The organism is Bacteroides sp. NSJ-39 (assembly GCF_014287315.1).
Lineage (GTDB): Bacteria > Bacteroidota > Bacteroidia > Bacteroidales > Bacteroidaceae > Bacteroides > Bacteroides finegoldii.
The window spans coordinates 37,443-56,612 of sequence record NZ_JACOOB010000003.1; the positions used below are offsets into that span (position 1 = coordinate 37,443).

The window sequence follows — 19,170 nt, forward strand, 5'->3', positions numbered from 1 at the left end:
ACTAAAATGAAACGATCTCTTTATATAATAGGTGGAATCACATTGGCAATCTCCATGCCATCCCATCTCCTAGCCCAAACGACACAGCCGAAAGATACGACCATGAATCGTACCGTTGTTGTGGAACAAGAATACAATCCGGACATCATGGATGCTTCCAAAGTGAACGTCCTGCCTAAAGTCGAAGAACCGACTGTCAGCAAAAAAGAAGTGGAATATGCTACTACATTCTTTCCGGCAACTTCCGTTCCGGCAGGGTTGATGAATCCTTATACCGGAAAAGAAATACAACCCGGAAGCGCCCCCGGATATGTACGTGCCGGTTACGGCAATTTAGGCAATCTGGACATCCTCACCAATTATCTATTCCGTCTGTCGAAGAAAGACAAGCTGAATGTACGTTTTCAAATGGACGGTATGGATGGGAAGTTGACTCTCCCTTACACAGACGGCGAAAAATGGAATGCTTTTTACTACCGCACACGTGCCAATGTGGATTATACGCACCAGTTCAATAAATTAGACTTGAATATTGCCGGAAACTTCGGGCTAAGCAACTTCAACTTCCTGCCGGGAAGCGTCAACAGCAAGCAGAAATTCACTTCCGGTGACTTCCATGCGGGTATTCATTTCATTGATGAGACTGCACCACTGCGTTTCAATGCAGAAACGAACCTGTTGATGTACGAACGCCAACACAATATGATCAGTGAAAATGATGCAAATACAGCCATCAAGGAAACAATCATACGCACCAAAGGTGATGTCACAGGAGCCATCAACGATCAACAATCCGTTACTATCGCATTGGAAATGAATAATCTTTTATACAGTGGATACACTAAGAACCCATCTACGGGAGATGAATATTTCAAGAACTATACGACTCTACTTGTGAATCCATATTATGAATTGAATAATGACGATTGGAAATTATACATCGGAGCCAATGTAGATTTATCTTTCGGATTCGACAAGTCATTCCGTATTTCACCGGATGTCACTGCACAATACATTTTCTCGGACAGTTACATTGTTTATGCAAAAGCAACTGGCGGTAAGCAACTGAATGATTTCCGAAGATTGGAAAGCCTTTGTCCATACGGAGACTCTTACTTTTCAACAACATCTGCCGAATCAAGCAACCGCCGTCCTTATGACACGTATGAACAACTGAACGCTAGCCTAGGACTGAAAGCCAGCCCTTATCCAGGTATATGGTTCCAACTGTTCGGTGGATACCAGAATTTAAAGAATGACTTGCTTTACTCCTATTCAAGTTTGTCCGATACAAGCATCGGAACAGTAAATACCATGCTCGCTTTCACACAAATACACACCGATAATGTCTATGCCGGCATAAAATTAACTTATGACTACAAAGATGTACTGTCCCTGTCCGCCCATTACATATACCGCAACTGGAACAGTGACAATAACGAATATCTACTTGCCGTAAAGCCTGAAAATGAAGCATCCATCTCTCTCAACGTACATCCCACCTCTGCACTTCAACTGAATGCCGGTTTTGATTACATCAGCCGCAAGGAGGAAGCAACATCTTTCAATATGTCAGATATTAGCGATCTGCATATCGGAGCCAGCTATAATGTATTCAAAGGAGTATCCGTTTATGCGCAAGTACATAACCTGCTAAACAAGAAATATCAATATTATTTGGGCTATCCCGCCGAAGGATTCAACTTCTTAGGAGGACTGAGTTTCCGGTTCTAAGATAAAGAAAAGGGGGCATTCCTACTTATATGAATACCCCCTTTACAAACCAAAACAACCTTCAATTATTTTGTTATCCTTATAACAAATCCACCACCGGGAGCCATGTGTAATTTCAACTTCTTATTGGCTGATACGCGGATCACTTCACGTTTATAATCTTTCCCAACACGATCGGCATTGATACCATCTCTAAATATTTCCGCATTGAACTCACCATCACCCAAGAAAGACAGATCGACTTCAACATCACGCTCTTTCCAGTCGGTCAATCCACCTACATACCAAATGCCGTCTTTCTCACGTGCCATTACAATATGTTCGCCTACTTTTCCGCTTATCGGAAGTGTCTGATTCCATACAGTAGGAATGGCAGCGATAAACTTCGTACATTCTTCCTCTTTCAGATAATTAGTAGGTGCATCACACAGCATATTAATAGGAGAATCAAAAATGGTATACAATGCTAACTGACGGCAACGGGTACCCTGGCTCATCGGTTCTGTATAGACAGCATGAAAGTTCTTCATGATTACGTTATTCATCGCTCCCTGCGTATAATCAAGCGGTCCGGCAACCATGCGGATGAAAGGAACTGTCACATCATATATCACTTGATCTGTTCCCGGTTCTGCCCACTTCATTTCTTCCAGTCCATGGACACCCTCGAAATTGATCGTATTCGGATAAGTACGTTGCAAGCCAGTCGGTTTGAACGTTCCATGGAGATCTATCAGCAATTTGTATTTTGCTCCGGTTTCAGCCGCTTTACGGTTAAACTCAACTACTTGTTGGTCGTCACGGTCCATAAAATCAATCTTGAAACCTTTGATTCCCATTGCGGCATAATGCTTACATACACGATCCATGTCTTTTTCAAAAGCACGATAGCCCGCCCAAAGTATCAAATCTACATTTTTGCTTTTTGCATAGCTAATCAACTCTTTCAAATCGATTTCAGGAATCACCTCAAACAAATCCGCTTTACCCGGCACTGCCCATCCCTCATCCAATATCACATATTCGATACCGAATTTCGAGGCAAAGTCAATATAGTATTTATAAGTCTCATTGTTGATACCTGCGCGGAAATCCACGTTGTAGAGATTCCAGTCGTTCCACCAGTCCCAAGCCACTTTACCCGGTTTAATCCAAGAAAAATCTGTAAATTGCGCCGGAGTAGCCAGTTTATATACCATATCATTGCAAAGCAGTTCTGCATCCTCCTTGGCAATGACCATGACACGCCAGGGAAATGCTGTGTTTCCCTCCACTTTAGCAATATAGGGTTCACGAGATTTTACTACCCCTTTCAGCCCGCGAACTTCGTCTACTATCGTTTTCGGATAAGCTGCAAAGATTCCATCCAGAGAATATCCATGCTCACCATGTTTCACATACATACCCGGATAGTCCATCAAATCGGCTTCAGTGATACAGATTTTCTTTCCGTTCTTTCCCTCGACCAAAACCGGTAAAAAGGCAATCTGTTCCTTATCCCATGCAGACAAGGCAGTTTCCAGATACGTATTTTGGAAAGAACTGTAGAAAGGATCTTTCTTGCCCTCGTTCATTCGGCCTTTCGGTGAAGCTACAAAAACTTTCGGATCATTCGGAAAACAAAAAGAAGCCTGCTCGCTTTCCACCATAAACGGCTTCTTCAGTTCAGAGACAAAACGATAGGCTGCACCATCTTCATAAGCTCTGAACACCAAGCTATATCCTCCTTTAAAGTCAATGGTCAGTTCATTGAACTGGTCCTTGATTGATTTCTTCTTATAGATGGGAGGATAGATAGTCTCATTTACAGAACGGCGGCTAATCTTCTTTACTTTCGGATTGAGTCCGAAAGCTGTACCATCAGTTAGTTTCATGAAAATAGGAGACGGAGCCACCATCACATCGTTGTCGTGAAGAACGGAGTATTCCACATTCTTATCATTCACAATCACGTTCACCTGCACTTTACCGGAAATGTCTTTCAGCTCGTACACTTTCTGTGCACAAATGGTTAGAGGTGCGATAGCCATTAGAACCGGCAAAAGTCTTTTCATCATACGTTTCATAAACTAATACTTTTTGTATTTCACACAGTTTTTTATTTACATATTTATCATAAGAGTACCGCTTGGCAGAGATAAAGGAGGGAGCTTAACAGGAAGAATTTCCTGCTAATAAAGCATTGAACAAGTGCTAAATAGAACCTTTCTTATCTCATTCGCGCTACTATTTTTTTAGAAATCAATTGTCACCTGATAGGTATCCTTATTCTCAAAGAAAGCCTGTTGTACCTCATATTCGGGAAGCCATACGTATTTCTTTTCCCCTTTATATTCGGCTTCGAGCAAGAAAGTGAACCAGCGATTATAAGGCAATTCGTCTGTATGCAAAGGAGGTGCGGGACTATCATATAAGTTGGGGACACCAGTTATCAGACATTCTCCTTTCTTATCCGTCTCATAAGTACGGTAAGGAGTAGCGATCAGATCATTAAATTTTGCACGTGAACCATACAGATTCAGCTTTACCCCTTTTTGCTTTTTACCTTTCACTTTTACAGATACCTGTATGTTTTCGGGGAACATTTGTTTGAAGAATCCGTCGAAATCACGTCTCGGACGTTTGGACTTGGCAGTGTGATTGATTATATGAACTGCATACGAGCTCCATTTATATGTTTTATAATGACTGTTCATCACACAAGAGTCAGGTTCATATTCGATATGGTTCACCGGATTGTTCTTTGCCCGGATTCTATCAGCATACAAGTCGGTTGCCCCACGATAATGTCCGAACTCATGTGCCACTCCTCTATGAAAATAGTCGATACCAAACAGATCTTCATGTTCCGTCTTGCTACGGCTACGGCAAATTACCATATTCAGATCGTCCGCCCCACCGCCGCAATACCATCCTTTAGCCGATTCTTCATCGTCAAAATCAAGAATAGAATCTATAATCAGCAGTACATCGTGATTGGGAAAACCGGCACTCTTCTGATAGATTTTCTCCAATTGGCGGGAGGAACAGTTGTAAATCACCTGCAGATCCGGTATATAACGGAAATAGTAGTTGAAACGTCCATTGCCGGCTTTGTTCCAGAAGTCGTTCACTTGGTCGAAAAAAGCATTCAGCTTCGCTTGATAAGCTTCTTTACCTCCCCAATGCTTCACTCCAGCCTTATCGACAGCCACAAATACCCGGTATTCAATGGTGTCTAAAGATTGTTGAATCTGATTTTCCTCCAATGTCTTTGCCTCCATCCAAGAGAAAAAAGGCAATAGAGCGGGAAATATAAGCCATCTTTTCCAGTTGTTTTTCATATTAGTTCTTAGTTAAGAATGTATTTTATTTCTTGTAAATCACGACTATTTCCACCGACCATCAAAGTGAAGTCTCCTTTCTCCACAATGAACTTCATCTGATTATTGTAGAATCCTAGTTGTTCATCTTTTACGTCGAAGGTGACCGTTTTGCTTTCACCTGGATTCAGTTTAATCTTTTCAAAGCCTTTCAATTCTTTGATAGGGCGAGTGATAGAAGCCACCTCATCACGTACATACAACTGAGCAACTTCCTCGCCCTCGTATTTTCCAGTATTGGTAACCGTTACAGCAACACGTGTATAAATACCTTTTCCATCACCCGGAAGCAGTTTCACATCCGAATAATTGAAAGTAGTGTATGACAAACCGTAGCCGAACGGATAAGCAGGCTCCGTAGGAATATCAATGTACTTCGCACACCATCCGCCCAATGCAGTGGGGCGTCCTGTGCTCTTATATTGATAATACAATGGTATCTGTCCGTTATGCTGCGGAAAAGTCATTGGCAGCTTACCCGAAGGATTATAATCTCCCCAAAGTACATTACAAATAGCGTTACCCGCTTCACTCCCCAGCCACCAGGTACATAAGATAGCGGGAGCATCCCGACGAACTTCATTGAAAATAACAGGACGACCACACATCATTAGTACAACTACCGGTTTACCAGTCTTCACCAATTCGGAAACCAAACGCTGTTGTTCGGCAGCAATAGAAATATCTCCTTTCGAACGCATCTCACCGCTTTCCCAAGCTTGTTCTCCCATTGCAACGATAACCACATCCGATTGGCGGGCAGCAGCTAAAGTCTGATCCAGATTTACAATTTTATTCGTTTTCAGATCGTACCCATCATTATAGTTGATGTCCACTCCTCGTTTCTCCATTGCCTCATACAAGGTTACTACTTTACCAACCTCTGCACAGGACCATGCACCGCACATATCTTTCTGCGATTTGGAAAGCGCACCAATCAAAGCAACTTTCTTGATAGAAGAAGAAAGCGGTAACACCGAGTTTTCATTTTTCAAAAGAACAATAGAACGTTCGGAAACATAGCATGCTTCCTTGCGGGATTCCTGTGAACCAATCACTGTACGTTCCCTTTCTTCATCACAGTATCTGAACGGATCATCAAATAATCCCAGTTTATATTTCTGTTCCAAAATACGTCTGACAGCATCATCCACCAGCTTGATAGATACCTTACCCTCTTTTACCAAAGACACCAGATTCTTGGAATAGCATTCACTGACCATCTCCATATCCAGTCCGGCCTTGATTCCTTTATAAGCAGCTTCTTTTTCATCTTTCGCATAACGGTGGTTCATCATTTCTCCCACTGATCCCCAATCGGATACTACAAACCCTTTAAATCCCCATTGATTCTTCAGAAGCTCCCTCAACAGAAAAGTACTTCCGGTAGACGGTTCGTTATTAAAGTCATTGAACGCACTCATGAAAGTAGCAGCACCGGCTTCTGCACCAGCCTTGTAAGGAGGCATATAGAAATTGGCAAACTGTCCCATCGACATATCCACACTATTATAATCTTTTCCGGCAATAGCTGCACCATATCCGGCAAAGTGCTTAATACAGGATAAAATAGTATTCTCTTTCGATAAATCATCTCCCTGTAAACCATGTACACGCGCCTTAGCAACCAACGAGCCATAATAAGGATCTTCACCGGCCCCTTCCATCACACGCCCCCACCGGGCATCCCAGCTAATATCCACCATTGGAGCAAACGTCCAATGCAACCCGGCTGCCGCAGCTTCCTTTGCCGCACATCTCGATCCTCTTTCTATAGCATCCAGATCAAAACTCGCAGCCTCTGCCAATGGCAACGGAAAACCTGTTCTATATCCATGAATAACATCCAATCCGAAAAGCAAAGGAATCTGTAAACGTGATTTCATAGCTGCCTCCTGATATTTACGAGTATTGGCAGCACCGGATACATTCAGCAAAGAACCGATCAATCCCTTACTTATATCTTCTGTCCGACTGATACGTGTATTATCAGGACCTGTGGCAAATCCACCGGAACATTGGCTTAGCTGCCCCACTTTTTCTTCCAGTGTCATCTTTTCCATCAGACCGGATATGAAACGATTCATTTGAGCCTCATCCTTTTGATTCTGCGCCATGCTTCCCATAGCGAAAATCGCCATACACGAATATGCAATTAGTCTTTTCATCATTTTATTATAAGAGTTTATCTGTATTGATTTAAATGTTAATATCCTCCATACGCTTTACTTTCTATCGCAAAGATAGCCGCTGGTCAGATTCACATTGGCGAATTGCGTACAAAAGGACAATAATATCGTAAAGTCTGCTTTTTTTCTATTTCTTTCCGTATAGCATTCAAGCACTTCTGTCATTTTTTTGCCTTTATTGATACGATTTTCTCCTTACTCTTCACTTATTCGTAAGAGATATTATCCAGCACTTTTATTCCCTCTTTCCGAACACCTGCCTCAAACAGATTCTTGAACGATTCTACCGACAATGAAGTGGACGGTTTAAAATCTGAAGAATTCATATACGCCAGCAAAACGGCATAGAATTGTAACCCTTCCGGTGTGTCACGTACCGCTTCCAAGTCGGACATACAAAGCAGTAATTTACCGCCCTCTACATTCAACTCCATCAATAAGCCGAGTTTATGATTTCGTTCCACATTGTCAATTACCTGCACAATAGGGCGGTATTCTTTTGGCATACCATCCAGAATAAGCGGATAGCTATGTTTGATGATTGGATACCACTGCCAGTTCGTATGGTATTCGGTTGGGAAATCATTGAATACCGGATGCGTGGGATTGGTCAGAATTCCCAATGTACCAGGTGAAGCAGGTTTCTTGATGCGATCACAGATACTTTTGAACATACGATAATTCCAATAGTCGGTCTGGAACAATCCTCCCACTGTTACTTCTTTACAGTCTTCCCCACGAGGCATCAACAGTACCTTTCCACCTTGCTTTAAAGCATTCAGCACATCATCCGTTAGTTGGCGGGCAACTACAACATTACCTGTCTTCAATTGCTTCTTTGCAGGATATATCCATAGCGGATAACTATTCTGATAGGAAGTTCCGGATACTTTCAAAAGTAATTCGGCTTTATACGCTTGCTCCACATCGGGCAATGTCAAACAAATAGTTCCGACAGTCAATAATCCTAATCCCGATGGAATAGCCACCTTACCTTTGCCAAGGCTTCTCTTCCTATCTTTGAGTTCCCATGAAATACTTTTTCCGTTCAATGAAGTTTCTCCATAATTGGCAATCTCAACAGTACCTGCGAATGATTCACCGCCTGTCCAACAGAACTTGGCAGTTGTCAATAAAGGAACCACTTCACTACAGAATTCTCTCCATTTTTTCGGTTCAACCAATCCTTTACTATCCATAAAAGCATCCAGAATACCAACATAAGCAGACCCCTGTCCCGGATAATCCTGTAAATCGAGTAACTGAAAACCAGCCATCCGTTTGGAGCGGAGATTCATTTCAATATCTGCCCGATAAAGTTCCACAGACCATGCACCCGATGCTTTAAAAAAATCATCCGCCTGTTCCAGCATGCCGACTTTCTCCAAGCGGTCACGAAACACTTCAAAATTCCAGGGAGCTAAGACTCCTGTATATTTCTTCATCTCCTCATAATTTGGGTAAGTTTGAAACTGTCCGGTTTCATGTCCGATCACCGGAACAGGAGATTTTTCCAGAGCCTCATCAAAGTTCATTACCGAATTAGGATAGGTATTATTAAGATAGCCACCTTCTTCCGCATCTGCGAAAGAGAAAGAAGCACGAGCATGAGTAGAATAACCCTCACCACTGCCTACACGACAAGTTACCAGAAAATCCTCACCCGGAATATGTCCTCGTGAGCCTAAAAAGATATTCGAACCATACGTGTATAGGTGCCTCGGCTCTATGGAACGGAAACGATCTACAAACTCTTTCATCACATCGATGTCACCTCCCAGCTCATTCCCCAAGGCAAAGAGTACAAAAGAAGCATGGTTACTATATTCACGCATGATATTCTCTCCATCTTTCATCAGAAAATCCATCAGCTCGGCAGATTCTTTCTTAAACCCTCCCCAGATAGGTAATTCTGGCTGCAAGTAAATACCCTCCAAGTCCGCAGCTTCAAAACACGCAGTAGGTGGGCACCAAGAATGAAAACGACAATGATTCAATCCATATTCCTTACAAATCCTGAAATAACGACACCATTGTTCCAAGTCCATCGCCGTATGGCCCGTCAAAGGGAATACACAGGCATCATGTTTTCCCCGAAGAAATGTTTTGGCGCCATTGATAGTGAAATGCGTCTCTTCAGTTTTAAAGTCGCGCAAACCGAAACGAACTGTTTTCTCGTCTATGCCATTTATCTCTGCTTTCAGTTGATATAGAGCCGGCTGGAGGTCACTCCACAATACAGCATTATCTCCCAACTGATAAGTGAATTCATATTCCTTGCTCCCCTCTTTCAAATCATATTCCGCAGATCTGGCTTTATGCTTTTTGGCAGTATTGAAAGCAGAAGCTGACAACTGTAGTTTCTTCCCACCAATGCCTGAAGAACTGGAAAGAGTTATTTTCACTTTTACGGAGCGGTCTTCTACCTGAGGAAAAGCCTGAATGGACTCAATAAACAATGGATTCATTGCCCGCAATTCCATCCGTCCGATAATACCGTTCCAGTTTGTCTGGGTAGATTCCGTACAAGCGTGAGAACTTGAACGAATCTGCCCGGGAATACTTTTTCCGTTATCTACACGAATAGTCAGCTTATGTGAACCGGGAGCCAGGAAGTGAGTGAGATTAAATTCCTGTGGGGTAGATAAATAGTTGCATTTACCCACTTCCCGACCATCGATCCACACGGTTGTCGGACGAGTACGTTCCAGAAACAACACGATATGCTTTTCTTTCCAGTCGGCTGGTATTTCTATATTCCGGCTATACCATGCCGCACCTTCATATTTATAATATCTGGACAAATAAGTGGTCTCCGACTTGTTGGTATTCTCTATTCCTTTTCGATTTGAATCTGTTGTACCGGGTAAAGTCACAGTTTCTGCAAAATCCATGTTCCACAGTTTTTCTTGTTCTCCCTTGTCGTGAGGGTCCAATGCAAAACTCCACGTTCCGCTCAAATCAATCATTTTGCGCAAACCTGATGTCTGCGCCCATGATGTACACAAAAAAACAAATAATAATAAAAGAGTTCCAGCTAATCGATTACGCATAACTTTATTCATAATATATGATTTAATGTCCTTAATTTATCTGTTTACAAAGATAGGACGGAGAACAAACCACAATGACAAATCCCGTACAAAAAAACAATAATATCGTAAAAGATACTGTGTATCATCCCTTTTATATCACTATCAGCATGATAATATCCTTGCCTGACTGATAAAATACACAAATAGTTTTTTCATAGCTTCATCCCCTTCCACAGCCTGCAACTCCGGGTGGAACTGAACACCCCAAATATGTTCGGAATCAGATTCGATTGATTCTATGACTCCATCATCAGCGAAAGCAGATGCCTTGAATCCACAAGCCAATTTCTTAACGGCTTGATGATGAATGGAGGAGACTTTCAAACTTGCCTTGCCTGTAACAGAATACAATTTTCCGGTCCTCAAACATCGCACATTATGCTGTAATATCATAAACGCATCCGGTGACCGATGATTAATTTCCGAGGGATATTGAGCAGGCAAATCCTGATATAATGTTCCACCAAAATAAGTATTAATAATCTGCATTCCCCGACAAATACCTAAAACGGGAATTTGCCTTTCGGATGCCAAGCGCAGCAAAGCATAATCAAAGTCATCCCTATCCCGGCAACATTCTCCACATTCAGGAAGAGTCGATTCTCCGTATATCACAGGCGATATATCTCCCCCACCTGTCAGGAGTAAACCATCAATAGAAGAAACCACAGATTGTAAAATCTGTACATTGTCGGTAAACGGAAGAATAAAAGGGATGCCGCCCGCTTGAAGGACAGCATCCACATATTTTCTTTTCACAGATATTCTTCCCGGAATATCAATTTCAGTAGAAATACCAATAACAGGAATTTCTCTTTTTATCATTCTCATTGTCTTTTATCAACTTAATCCACAGCCTGTAGTTGTAAAACCAAACTTGAATATTCACTTTTCAGCAATGATTTTAATGCAATGCCTTCTTCCATCAATATCTTTCCACTAATGATTTTACCATTCAGGTCACAAGGTTTGCTACTGTCCACAGGTGTCAAATCTACCAAACGATAATTCTTCGACGGATCCAATCCATTCATACAAACCTTCGGAATAACCATATTGATGAAATGAGAAATCTTATATGCATAAAAGACCGCCTTATTCTTTTCGGAAGTGACATACATCAGAGAGGATACTCCTTTATTATCGTATGGAGACACCAACCGATACAAATCACCGAACTGAACCACAGGACGAATATCTTTATACGCTGCAATAGCACGTTTGGAGAATGCTTTATCAACATCATTCATGTCCTTCGGCTGAATTTCCATTCCCAATCGCCCGGACATTGCCACATCAAAACGGAATTTCAATGGAATACGGCGTCCGGTCTGATGATTCTTGTCCGCACTTACGTGAGATGCCATCGCAATAGCCGGAAAGAAACCGGAAACTCCCCATTGCATATAAATTCTTTGCAAAGCATCCGTATCATCACTCGTCCAGAACTCATCAAAATATGGAAGCAATCCATAATTGACGCGGGCACCGCCACCAGCACATAGCTGCATCACGAGTTCAGGATACTTGGCACGAATACGCTGAAGTACTTTCTGTAAACCCCTATTATACTCAATATAGAGATGTGATTGCTTGTTTTTTGGTAAGTAGGAAGAACCATAATCCAGCAAACTGCAATTATCATCCCATTTCATATAGGCAATTTCCGGATGGTTCGTCATCAAATTATTAACCACTCCAAAAACAAAATCCTGCACTTTCGGATTAGTCAAATCCAGAACTACCTGCGTTTTGCCACGCCCGGTAGATAAAGGACGGTTATCAATTTTCAGAATCCAGTCCGGGTGCTTTTCGAACAGTTCGCTCTTAGTATTCGACATTTCCGGTTCAATCCAGATACCGAATTTTATATGATGCTTCCTGGCAGACGCAAGCAATCCTTCAATACCTTCAGGCAGTTTTTCTTTGCAGACTTCCCAATCACCCAAACTACTGTTTCCACCATTACGGGGATATTTATTTCCAAACCAGCCATCGTCCATAACAAACAACTCTCCACCCATGGCAGAGAAAGCTTCCATCATCTCATCCATCCCTTTTTGGTTCACCTTGAAATAAACACCTTCCCAGCTATTCAACAAGATGTCATGCAGCCTTTCACCCTGATTCATTTTATATTGGCGTGCCCAATGATGAAAAGCACGACTCACCCCACCTTTGCCATTGGTACTATATGTCATGGCAAATTCAGGAGTGACGAATGTTTCTTTCGGTTCCAATATGTATTGTGAACTTTCCTCATTCATACCGACTATTATATTCAGTGCTGTGTTGCGAACATCCAGCTTCAACTTATAATTACCACTCCAAGCCAAAACGCCCCCAAAGACTTTTCCTGTTTCTTCCCGCGGTTTGCCGTCCAACGACAATATAAAAGAAGGATTATCCGTTTCCGTATTCGCCAGTCCGTCTTTGTTAGCAATCACTTTTTGCCCATTCGTCAGTTTCTCTTCATCCATCGTATGTTCCGCACCCCAGGCTCCATGAAAATGAGTCAGCCAGTTGTCCCCGCGAAACATCGGCAAATAAGCGGAAGCAAACTGAAACAGTGTTACCGGTTTCTTACCTGCATTGCCAATCTCAACCCAAGTGGTAATTATATCCGTTCCTTTATAAGCCTTATAACATTGTTTCACCCAAACAGGATATATCTTATCTTTCAAAAGCACTTCCAGAATCTCACCGTCGTCAATCCCGTATTGCTTTACATTATCTACTCCCAAATCCAATGACATATTGCCGTCGGCATGGGTAATTGCGACCGCCTTTTCGCCTACGGTCTGAAGACCGAATGCTGGATAACTATCCGCTTCGAAAGCCAAACCGGCATCATAAATATTCTGGATCTGAACGGGAGTGATACTCACTCCATAATATTGCATTTTTGACTTTTCACCCTTATTGGCCGTAATCAACAATGAGGTCCGAGGAGTGGAAATTAAGTAATCTTTTGACAACAATGGAGCTGATATCAACAGCCCCATTGCCATCATTAAACCCATCTTTTTATTCATGGCTTTATTGATTTAATTCATTGTATCGTAAACAATACCTATAGAAAACGTTGTAAACTAACGATCTTTTTACCCTTAAAATTCAACTTTTACTTCACAGACATCCTTACCTGTTTCCAAATGTTGTCTCTGTAACTCTACATCCGGTAACCATACATATTTCTTCTGTCCCGCATCATCTATCACCTCCACCAGGAAACTGAACCAATAAGAGTAAGGAAATAAGTCCTGCGGTTCCTTAGGCGGAATATTGGGGTCAGTCATATCGGGATGATACAGTTTATACAGATTGGTCAGTTCTACTTTTCCTTTTTTATCCGTCTGATAAGTCCTGTACACCTTTGGGTATACATCACGCTTATTATATTTACCACCGGCACGTGTACCATAGAAATTCACAGTATAGTTGGATTTCGCCTTTCCATTCTTTTCTACCTTAATCACCAGTTTACGCGGAAATACCTGATCTGACAAGTCCTTATCGAGCGGCTTCATCTTCGCCGTATAATTGAACAATGCCGAGCAATAATCACTCCATACACGATAACCCGTCCCCATATTACATTTAGGTGGAGTCAGTTTCTCGTGGCTCACAGGATTGTCTTCTGCGGCAATCATATACTGATATAAATCCGTAGCACCACGCATATGACCATATTCATGTCCTAGATTGCTATACGTTCCCTGACTGGGATAAAGCGCATCCGTAAAGATATTATGAGGTTCGCGAATATAACACATCACTACAGATTGCCCACTCGCTCCACCTCCCCCACAGGAAAGCCCTTCATTCTTTGCACCCAACGCCAAGAACAACACAAAATCATATTTCGACAAATCCAATGGTCCATAAGCCTTATTCTTAAATTCATCATATCTGTTTTTGTCTCCCTGAATGTCGTAGACGTACAATTCTTCAGCAGGAACAAAGCGAAAATAATGATTGAATTTATTAGGACTTTCATTCCAAAAACGCGTAGTATTATGAAACATCTTTTTCAAGTTCTTCTTGAAATCCCCTTCTCCACCATAACGTTCCAGGTCTGTTTTATCAACCCATACCTGGGCACGATATTCTATTGTATCTTTCGCAATCAGAGATTGAGCATGAGCTGCCCCAATCAGGCAGCTACATGCAATCAGTAGATATTTTAAAATATTCATGCTAAACTTATTATAACTGTATTTCAAACACATAAGGTTCTTGCTGCCCGCCATCCAGATATTCAGGAACAATATCCAAATCCGACAACCACACACATTTCGTCTGTCCACCATCCAACTCGACTTCTACTACAAAACAATACCAGCGTGAAAAAGGAAATTCATCAACCGGACTCTTAGGGGGAAGATTCGGAGTATTATTATAATCCGGAATAAACATCCGGTATATATCATTAATGGTAAATTCACCGTTTGCATCTGTTTTTTTCTTCATATATGGAGAATTGCCCGGTTCTGCATATATATCCCTAAAAGTGGCACGTGAGCCCCAAAAATTGACTGTGGCACGTTGTACCGGTTTACCATCTTTTGTTACCCTGACCAACATCTGCTTAGGATACGTACTTCGGGTCATATCAGCAGTAATTTGTTTATATTGGGCATTATGGTTAAATATCGCCGAACAATAATCACTCCATTCCTGATAACCCGTCCCCATATTACACTTAGGATAATCATAAGCAACATGACTGACCGGATTGTTTTCAGCCGGAATCATATACTGATATAAATCCTGCGCACCACGAACATGACCATATTCATGACCTAAATCACTATATGTACCTTTTTCCGGCCATTTCTTTGCAAAAATATCATGCCCTTCCTCAAAATAGGCCTGTACAACTGACTGCTTACTTGCTCCGCCACCGCCACAAGAGAGTCCACCTTTTGTACAACGTAAAGCCAGAAAGAGAACAAAATCATACTTCTCTGTATTCAAAGTACCATAAGCCTTATCTTTATACACATTGTATTCAGCTTGGCTTTTTACACCACTTTTTATATCGTAAATAACCAAATTATCATCTCCTTCACCCATCGCCCATTCAAAGCGATAATCAAACTTGTTCGTACTTTCATTCCAAAAAGTAGTCGTATTGCGGAACAACGCTTCCAAATTCTGTCGGAACAAACGTTCTCCGCCATATAATTCTTCCATATCGTTTTTCTCTACCCATACTTGTGCACGATAGGTAATCGTTTCTCCTGCCTGAGGTCTATCCGGTTTCTCTTCTGTAATAAGTCCCGGATTCGTTATATCAATTTCGAGATCACACGCAGCCAGTGTGAACAGGCTGCATGCGATTAATATATACTTCCTTAAGTTTTTCATAACTTACTAAATTTATTATTCAACAACATTTGAACGATCGGACACAAAAACTTCATCCAAACACAGAACTTTTTTATTCCAAAAAGTTTCATATATCGTCAAACGAATATAGCGTTTTTGCAATTTCCCTAACTCAAACCAATGGATTATACCTTCACCATGGTTATTATAACTTCCTGTTGCTCCTTTTAATTCAGCCTCAGTAAAGCCATTACTATCATTTTTGGTAACAACTGTTATCCATCCTTCATTAAGATCATCACTAACCTCTATTTGAACAGTTTTTGGAGCAGGTGCAGTCCATTGAAGTCTTGGCACAATACCAAAACTGTTGTATTCACGCAGATTCTCACCTAAGTCAAAAACAAGTACATAAGGTTTACCATCAGCTCCACCGTCAGTAGTAATTCCTTTATTGAATTCCACGTATATATCATTTTCTTTCAGTCCTGTATCCCACCAAACATTATCATACAATCGCGGGAAATATTTTTTCATTTCTGTTTCACTGTACTGACTACTAATATTAGTACTATATGCAGGTATATTCCAAGTAGACTTATTCAATATAATACCATACCCTTTCATTCCTTGTCTGAAATCTATTTTTCCTTCCATGCCGGTTTTCACATTTTTCACTCCAATCTTTGCTGTACGTTCCTTATTGGTACTGATATTAGCGGTAACCTCTGCATAAACCTTACCATCTTCTTGACTCAAGGTCAGCCACTCATTCTCACCGCTCATTTCTATATCTGCGGGATTTATATTTTTACAGGTGGCAACAAGAATTTTTTCATTCGCATCTGAAGATACTATAAATTCTCTCTCCTGTTGATAATATTCTGGATTCCAAATAATCTCCTCTATTCCAAACTGAATAACCGAAACAGACTTTCTCACCGTAATATCACCAGCAGTAGCCGTAAAATTAATCATTGCTTCACGGTATACATTAGTAGTATTCTCCTTGATCAGCAAAGACAAAACCTTAGTATCGGTATCTATCTGTGCCACAACATCTTCCTTTAATTCTATCCAACTTTGGTTATCCTCATTTGGAAAATCGATATCTATCACAGGCGACGCCGTACCTTCATAGGTCAAAAGTTTCAGCTCTCTATCCCCCGTTTCTGTAAAATCTTTAGGCAAAGTAACAGAAAATGCCCCATCTGCTTTCTCAGTAATAAATACCTCTTCCGGAAATTCTGATTCATCAATAGTTCCTACAGTCAGAAGTTCTTCTACATTTCCTTGAATAATTGTTACTATTTTTTTCACCGGGATTTCTCCTTTGGTAGTAATCACTACAGATGCTTTGCGGTCTTTTGCTGTTACATTATCAGCAATGACAAGCGACAATGATGCTGCACCTACTCCACCCTGCACTGAAGGAGTAATCCACTCTTCTTTTTCATTTGTCATATATAAAACTTCCACTTTCCATGCCTTGTCCGTTTTAATCCCCAAGGTCACACTCCCTTTATACTCAGTTGGCAAAGTCACTTTCCAGTGTCCGTCTCCAGCTTCCTCCAAAGTTTCATTGCATGATACTGTCAACGCATCAGGTGTCCAGTCCACCTCTTTTTCATCATTACAAGCCTGCAAACAGAGCAGACACGATAGTAGTAAAAATAGATTTTTCATAAATATATTGTTTTTACTATTTCTATATTCCATTATCTTTTAGAAACAAATATTTCATCCAAGCAGTGGGTGCTATACCATGAATCCCACATAGACAAGCGTATATACCGATGACTCATATTTTCACCCAAATCATACCATTTTACAAACTGTTTGTCAGTGTACCAATCCTCCCAGTTACCACTATCATGAGCATCCAATTCCGTCTTTGTGAATGCATCCCTTTTAGCACTGCCAACAAGAATCCAATTCGTAATGTCTTCACTGCGTGTCAACACAGCATCACTAACTTCGATCTTCAGGTATTTAGGTGAATTCCCTACCCATTGTAGTCTCGGTATCAATCCGATCGAATTATATTCATGAGGATTCTCACCTAAATCAAATACGATCTGTACCGGATTCTCTTCCGAACCTTTATCACTTATCTCGATGTATGACAAAGTACTTCCGGAACCTACCTCCGCCTTACTTGTCGGCCAGAAATTATCAAATAGTCTGCCTAATACAGATTCTTTTCCGGAGACATGTTCACTATAGCCTACCACACTCCACAAAGATTTATTCAGAATTATGCCGTAGCCTTTCATTCCTTGTCTCACAACAATTTCTTTTTCAAGCCAAGTTTCATTGTCTACGAGTGTAATCGTTGCAACACGTTCCTTCCACGTCGAAGTATTTGCACTGCTCACAGTAATCTGAAGTTTACCGCTTGCCTCATTCACCTGCAGCCAATCGGGTTCATCACCATATTTATCTGCTACGGAATAAGATAAATCGCTGATCTGACTTACATCAGCAATTACTTCGCGGGATGGTGTATTATCCGAAGAAAGAATTATATCACTTCCTTGCACATAAGTTCCTTCCAATTCAACCTTTGAATCCAGTGAACCTTTGACAACCGTCAATTTTATCCAATTCTCTTCCGCGTCAGAACCAACTTTATCATTCGTAGTTCCCACACGTACCGGAAGTATCCATTTTCCGTCCGGCATTTCCAACGGTTTCAGGATCAGATAATTCTCTGCATATTTCTCTCCAACCGGAATCTTCACGTTCTGTGCATATTCAAAACCGGCAGTCAGCAAACGAGATTTTTCATCTTCAGTCAGCAGATTATCCTCTTCTTTATCATAACCATAAGTAACAACCAATTCTTCCGTCGTATTGATATCCAATTTAGCTGTAATATCTATCTGACGCTCTGTTGTCGCTTTAGATAAATCCATAAAGACTTCTCCTCTTTGTTCTCCTACGGCACCGTCAATCACCAGTACCGGTTTTCTGATATCCAAAAGCAGAATAAAGTGAGATTTATCTACATAAACATCCTCTTCCGGCGTACGGCTATTGACAGACAAAGGAATATAATAAATACCATAACCTTTATCCTGAAGAAGCTGTTCTATCTTCAGACTCAATGGCACAGCTACCTCATCCGCTCCGGCTTCGATAACAAAATCACGCTCGAACGAGTAGTACTTTTCATCCAACATCTCGTAATCAGTACCGTTCTCTGTATTATACTGAACCAAATAATTATAATCCAGCTCTACCCTTCCGGCAAATCTATTCTGATAGTAGCCCGCCTTATGAATCCAAACGTTGTATACATAATCATTGGCATTCATCACGTAAAGGGTTTCTTTCTGCAAATCACTCTTAGGGAAATATGCAGTATCTCCCATCATGTAATCAGTTCTAGTATCAGTACAAGAAGTCCCCAATAAAAGAGCCGCAAATAAAAAACTTATATATTTCTTCATT

At 41.1% G+C, this 19,170-nt stretch carries 11 protein-coding genes; 1 reads left to right on the forward strand and 10 read right to left on the reverse strand.

Annotation, left to right across the window (positions count from 1 at the left end):
• Nucleotides 1–6 precede the first annotated feature (6 nt).
• Nucleotides 7–1,734: a TonB-dependent receptor gene (locus H8S63_RS04800; RefSeq protein WP_186925881.1), complete on the forward strand. Its 1,728-nt coding sequence runs from the start codon at nt 7–9 to the stop codon at nt 1,732–1,734.
• 65 nt (nt 1,735–1,799) lie between these two features.
• Here H8S63_RS04800 and H8S63_RS04805 read toward each other — a convergent pair whose 3' ends face one another.
• From H8S63_RS04805 to H8S63_RS04850, 10 genes are all read right to left on the reverse strand, one after another.
• The gene (locus H8S63_RS04805; RefSeq protein ID WP_186925882.1) at nt 1,800–3,800 is read right to left on the reverse strand and encodes a glycoside hydrolase family 97 protein; all 2,001 of its coding nucleotides are present in this window, start codon (nt 3,798–3,800) and stop codon (nt 1,800–1,802) included.
• Between the two features lie 168 nt (nt 3,801–3,968).
• On the reverse strand, nt 3,969–5,057 hold the full coding sequence (locus H8S63_RS04810) for a hypothetical protein (RefSeq protein WP_186925883.1): 1,089 nt from the start codon (nt 5,055–5,057) through the stop codon (nt 3,969–3,971).
• Between the two features lie 8 nt (nt 5,058–5,065).
• Nucleotides 5,066–7,267: a glycoside hydrolase family 3 N-terminal domain-containing protein gene (locus H8S63_RS04815; protein ID WP_186925884.1), complete on the reverse strand. Its 2,202-nt coding sequence runs from the start codon at nt 7,265–7,267 to the stop codon at nt 5,066–5,068.
• Nucleotides 7,268–7,491: 224 nt separating this feature from the next.
• Nucleotides 7,492–10,350, reverse strand: a complete 2,859-nt coding sequence (locus H8S63_RS04820) for a sugar-binding domain-containing protein (protein WP_186925885.1) — start codon at nt 10,348–10,350, stop codon at nt 7,492–7,494.
• Between the two features lie 132 nt (nt 10,351–10,482).
• Nucleotides 10,483–11,205 carry a gamma-glutamyl-gamma-aminobutyrate hydrolase family protein gene (locus tag H8S63_RS04825; protein ID WP_186925886.1) on the reverse strand — a complete coding sequence of 241 codons (723 nt, stop codon included), beginning with the start codon at nt 11,203–11,205 and terminating at the stop codon, nt 10,483–10,485.
• 20 nt (nt 11,206–11,225) lie between these two features.
• Complete coding sequence (locus H8S63_RS04830; protein WP_186925887.1) at nt 11,226–13,415, reverse strand: alpha-galactosidase; 2,190 nt, start codon at nt 13,413–13,415, stop codon at nt 11,226–11,228.
• 75 nt (nt 13,416–13,490) lie between these two features.
• The gene (locus H8S63_RS04835; RefSeq protein WP_186925888.1) at nt 13,491–14,579 is read right to left on the reverse strand and encodes a hypothetical protein; all 1,089 of its coding nucleotides are present in this window, start codon (nt 14,577–14,579) and stop codon (nt 13,491–13,493) included.
• 10 nt (nt 14,580–14,589) lie between these two features.
• Nucleotides 14,590–15,753, reverse strand: a complete 1,164-nt coding sequence (locus tag H8S63_RS04840) for a hypothetical protein (RefSeq protein WP_186925889.1) — start codon at nt 15,751–15,753, stop codon at nt 14,590–14,592.
• A 15-nt stretch (nt 15,754–15,768) separates the two neighbouring features.
• A complete protein-coding gene (locus H8S63_RS04845; RefSeq protein WP_186925890.1) occupies nt 15,769–17,400 on the reverse strand; it encodes a BACON domain-containing protein in 1,632 nt (543 codons plus the stop codon).
• 32 nt (nt 17,401–17,432) lie between these two features.
• Nucleotides 17,433–19,169 carry a BT_3987 domain-containing protein gene (locus H8S63_RS04850; protein WP_186925891.1) on the reverse strand — a complete coding sequence of 579 codons (1,737 nt, stop codon included), beginning with the start codon at nt 19,167–19,169 and terminating at the stop codon, nt 17,433–17,435.
• Nucleotide 19,170: the final 1 nt, after the last annotated feature.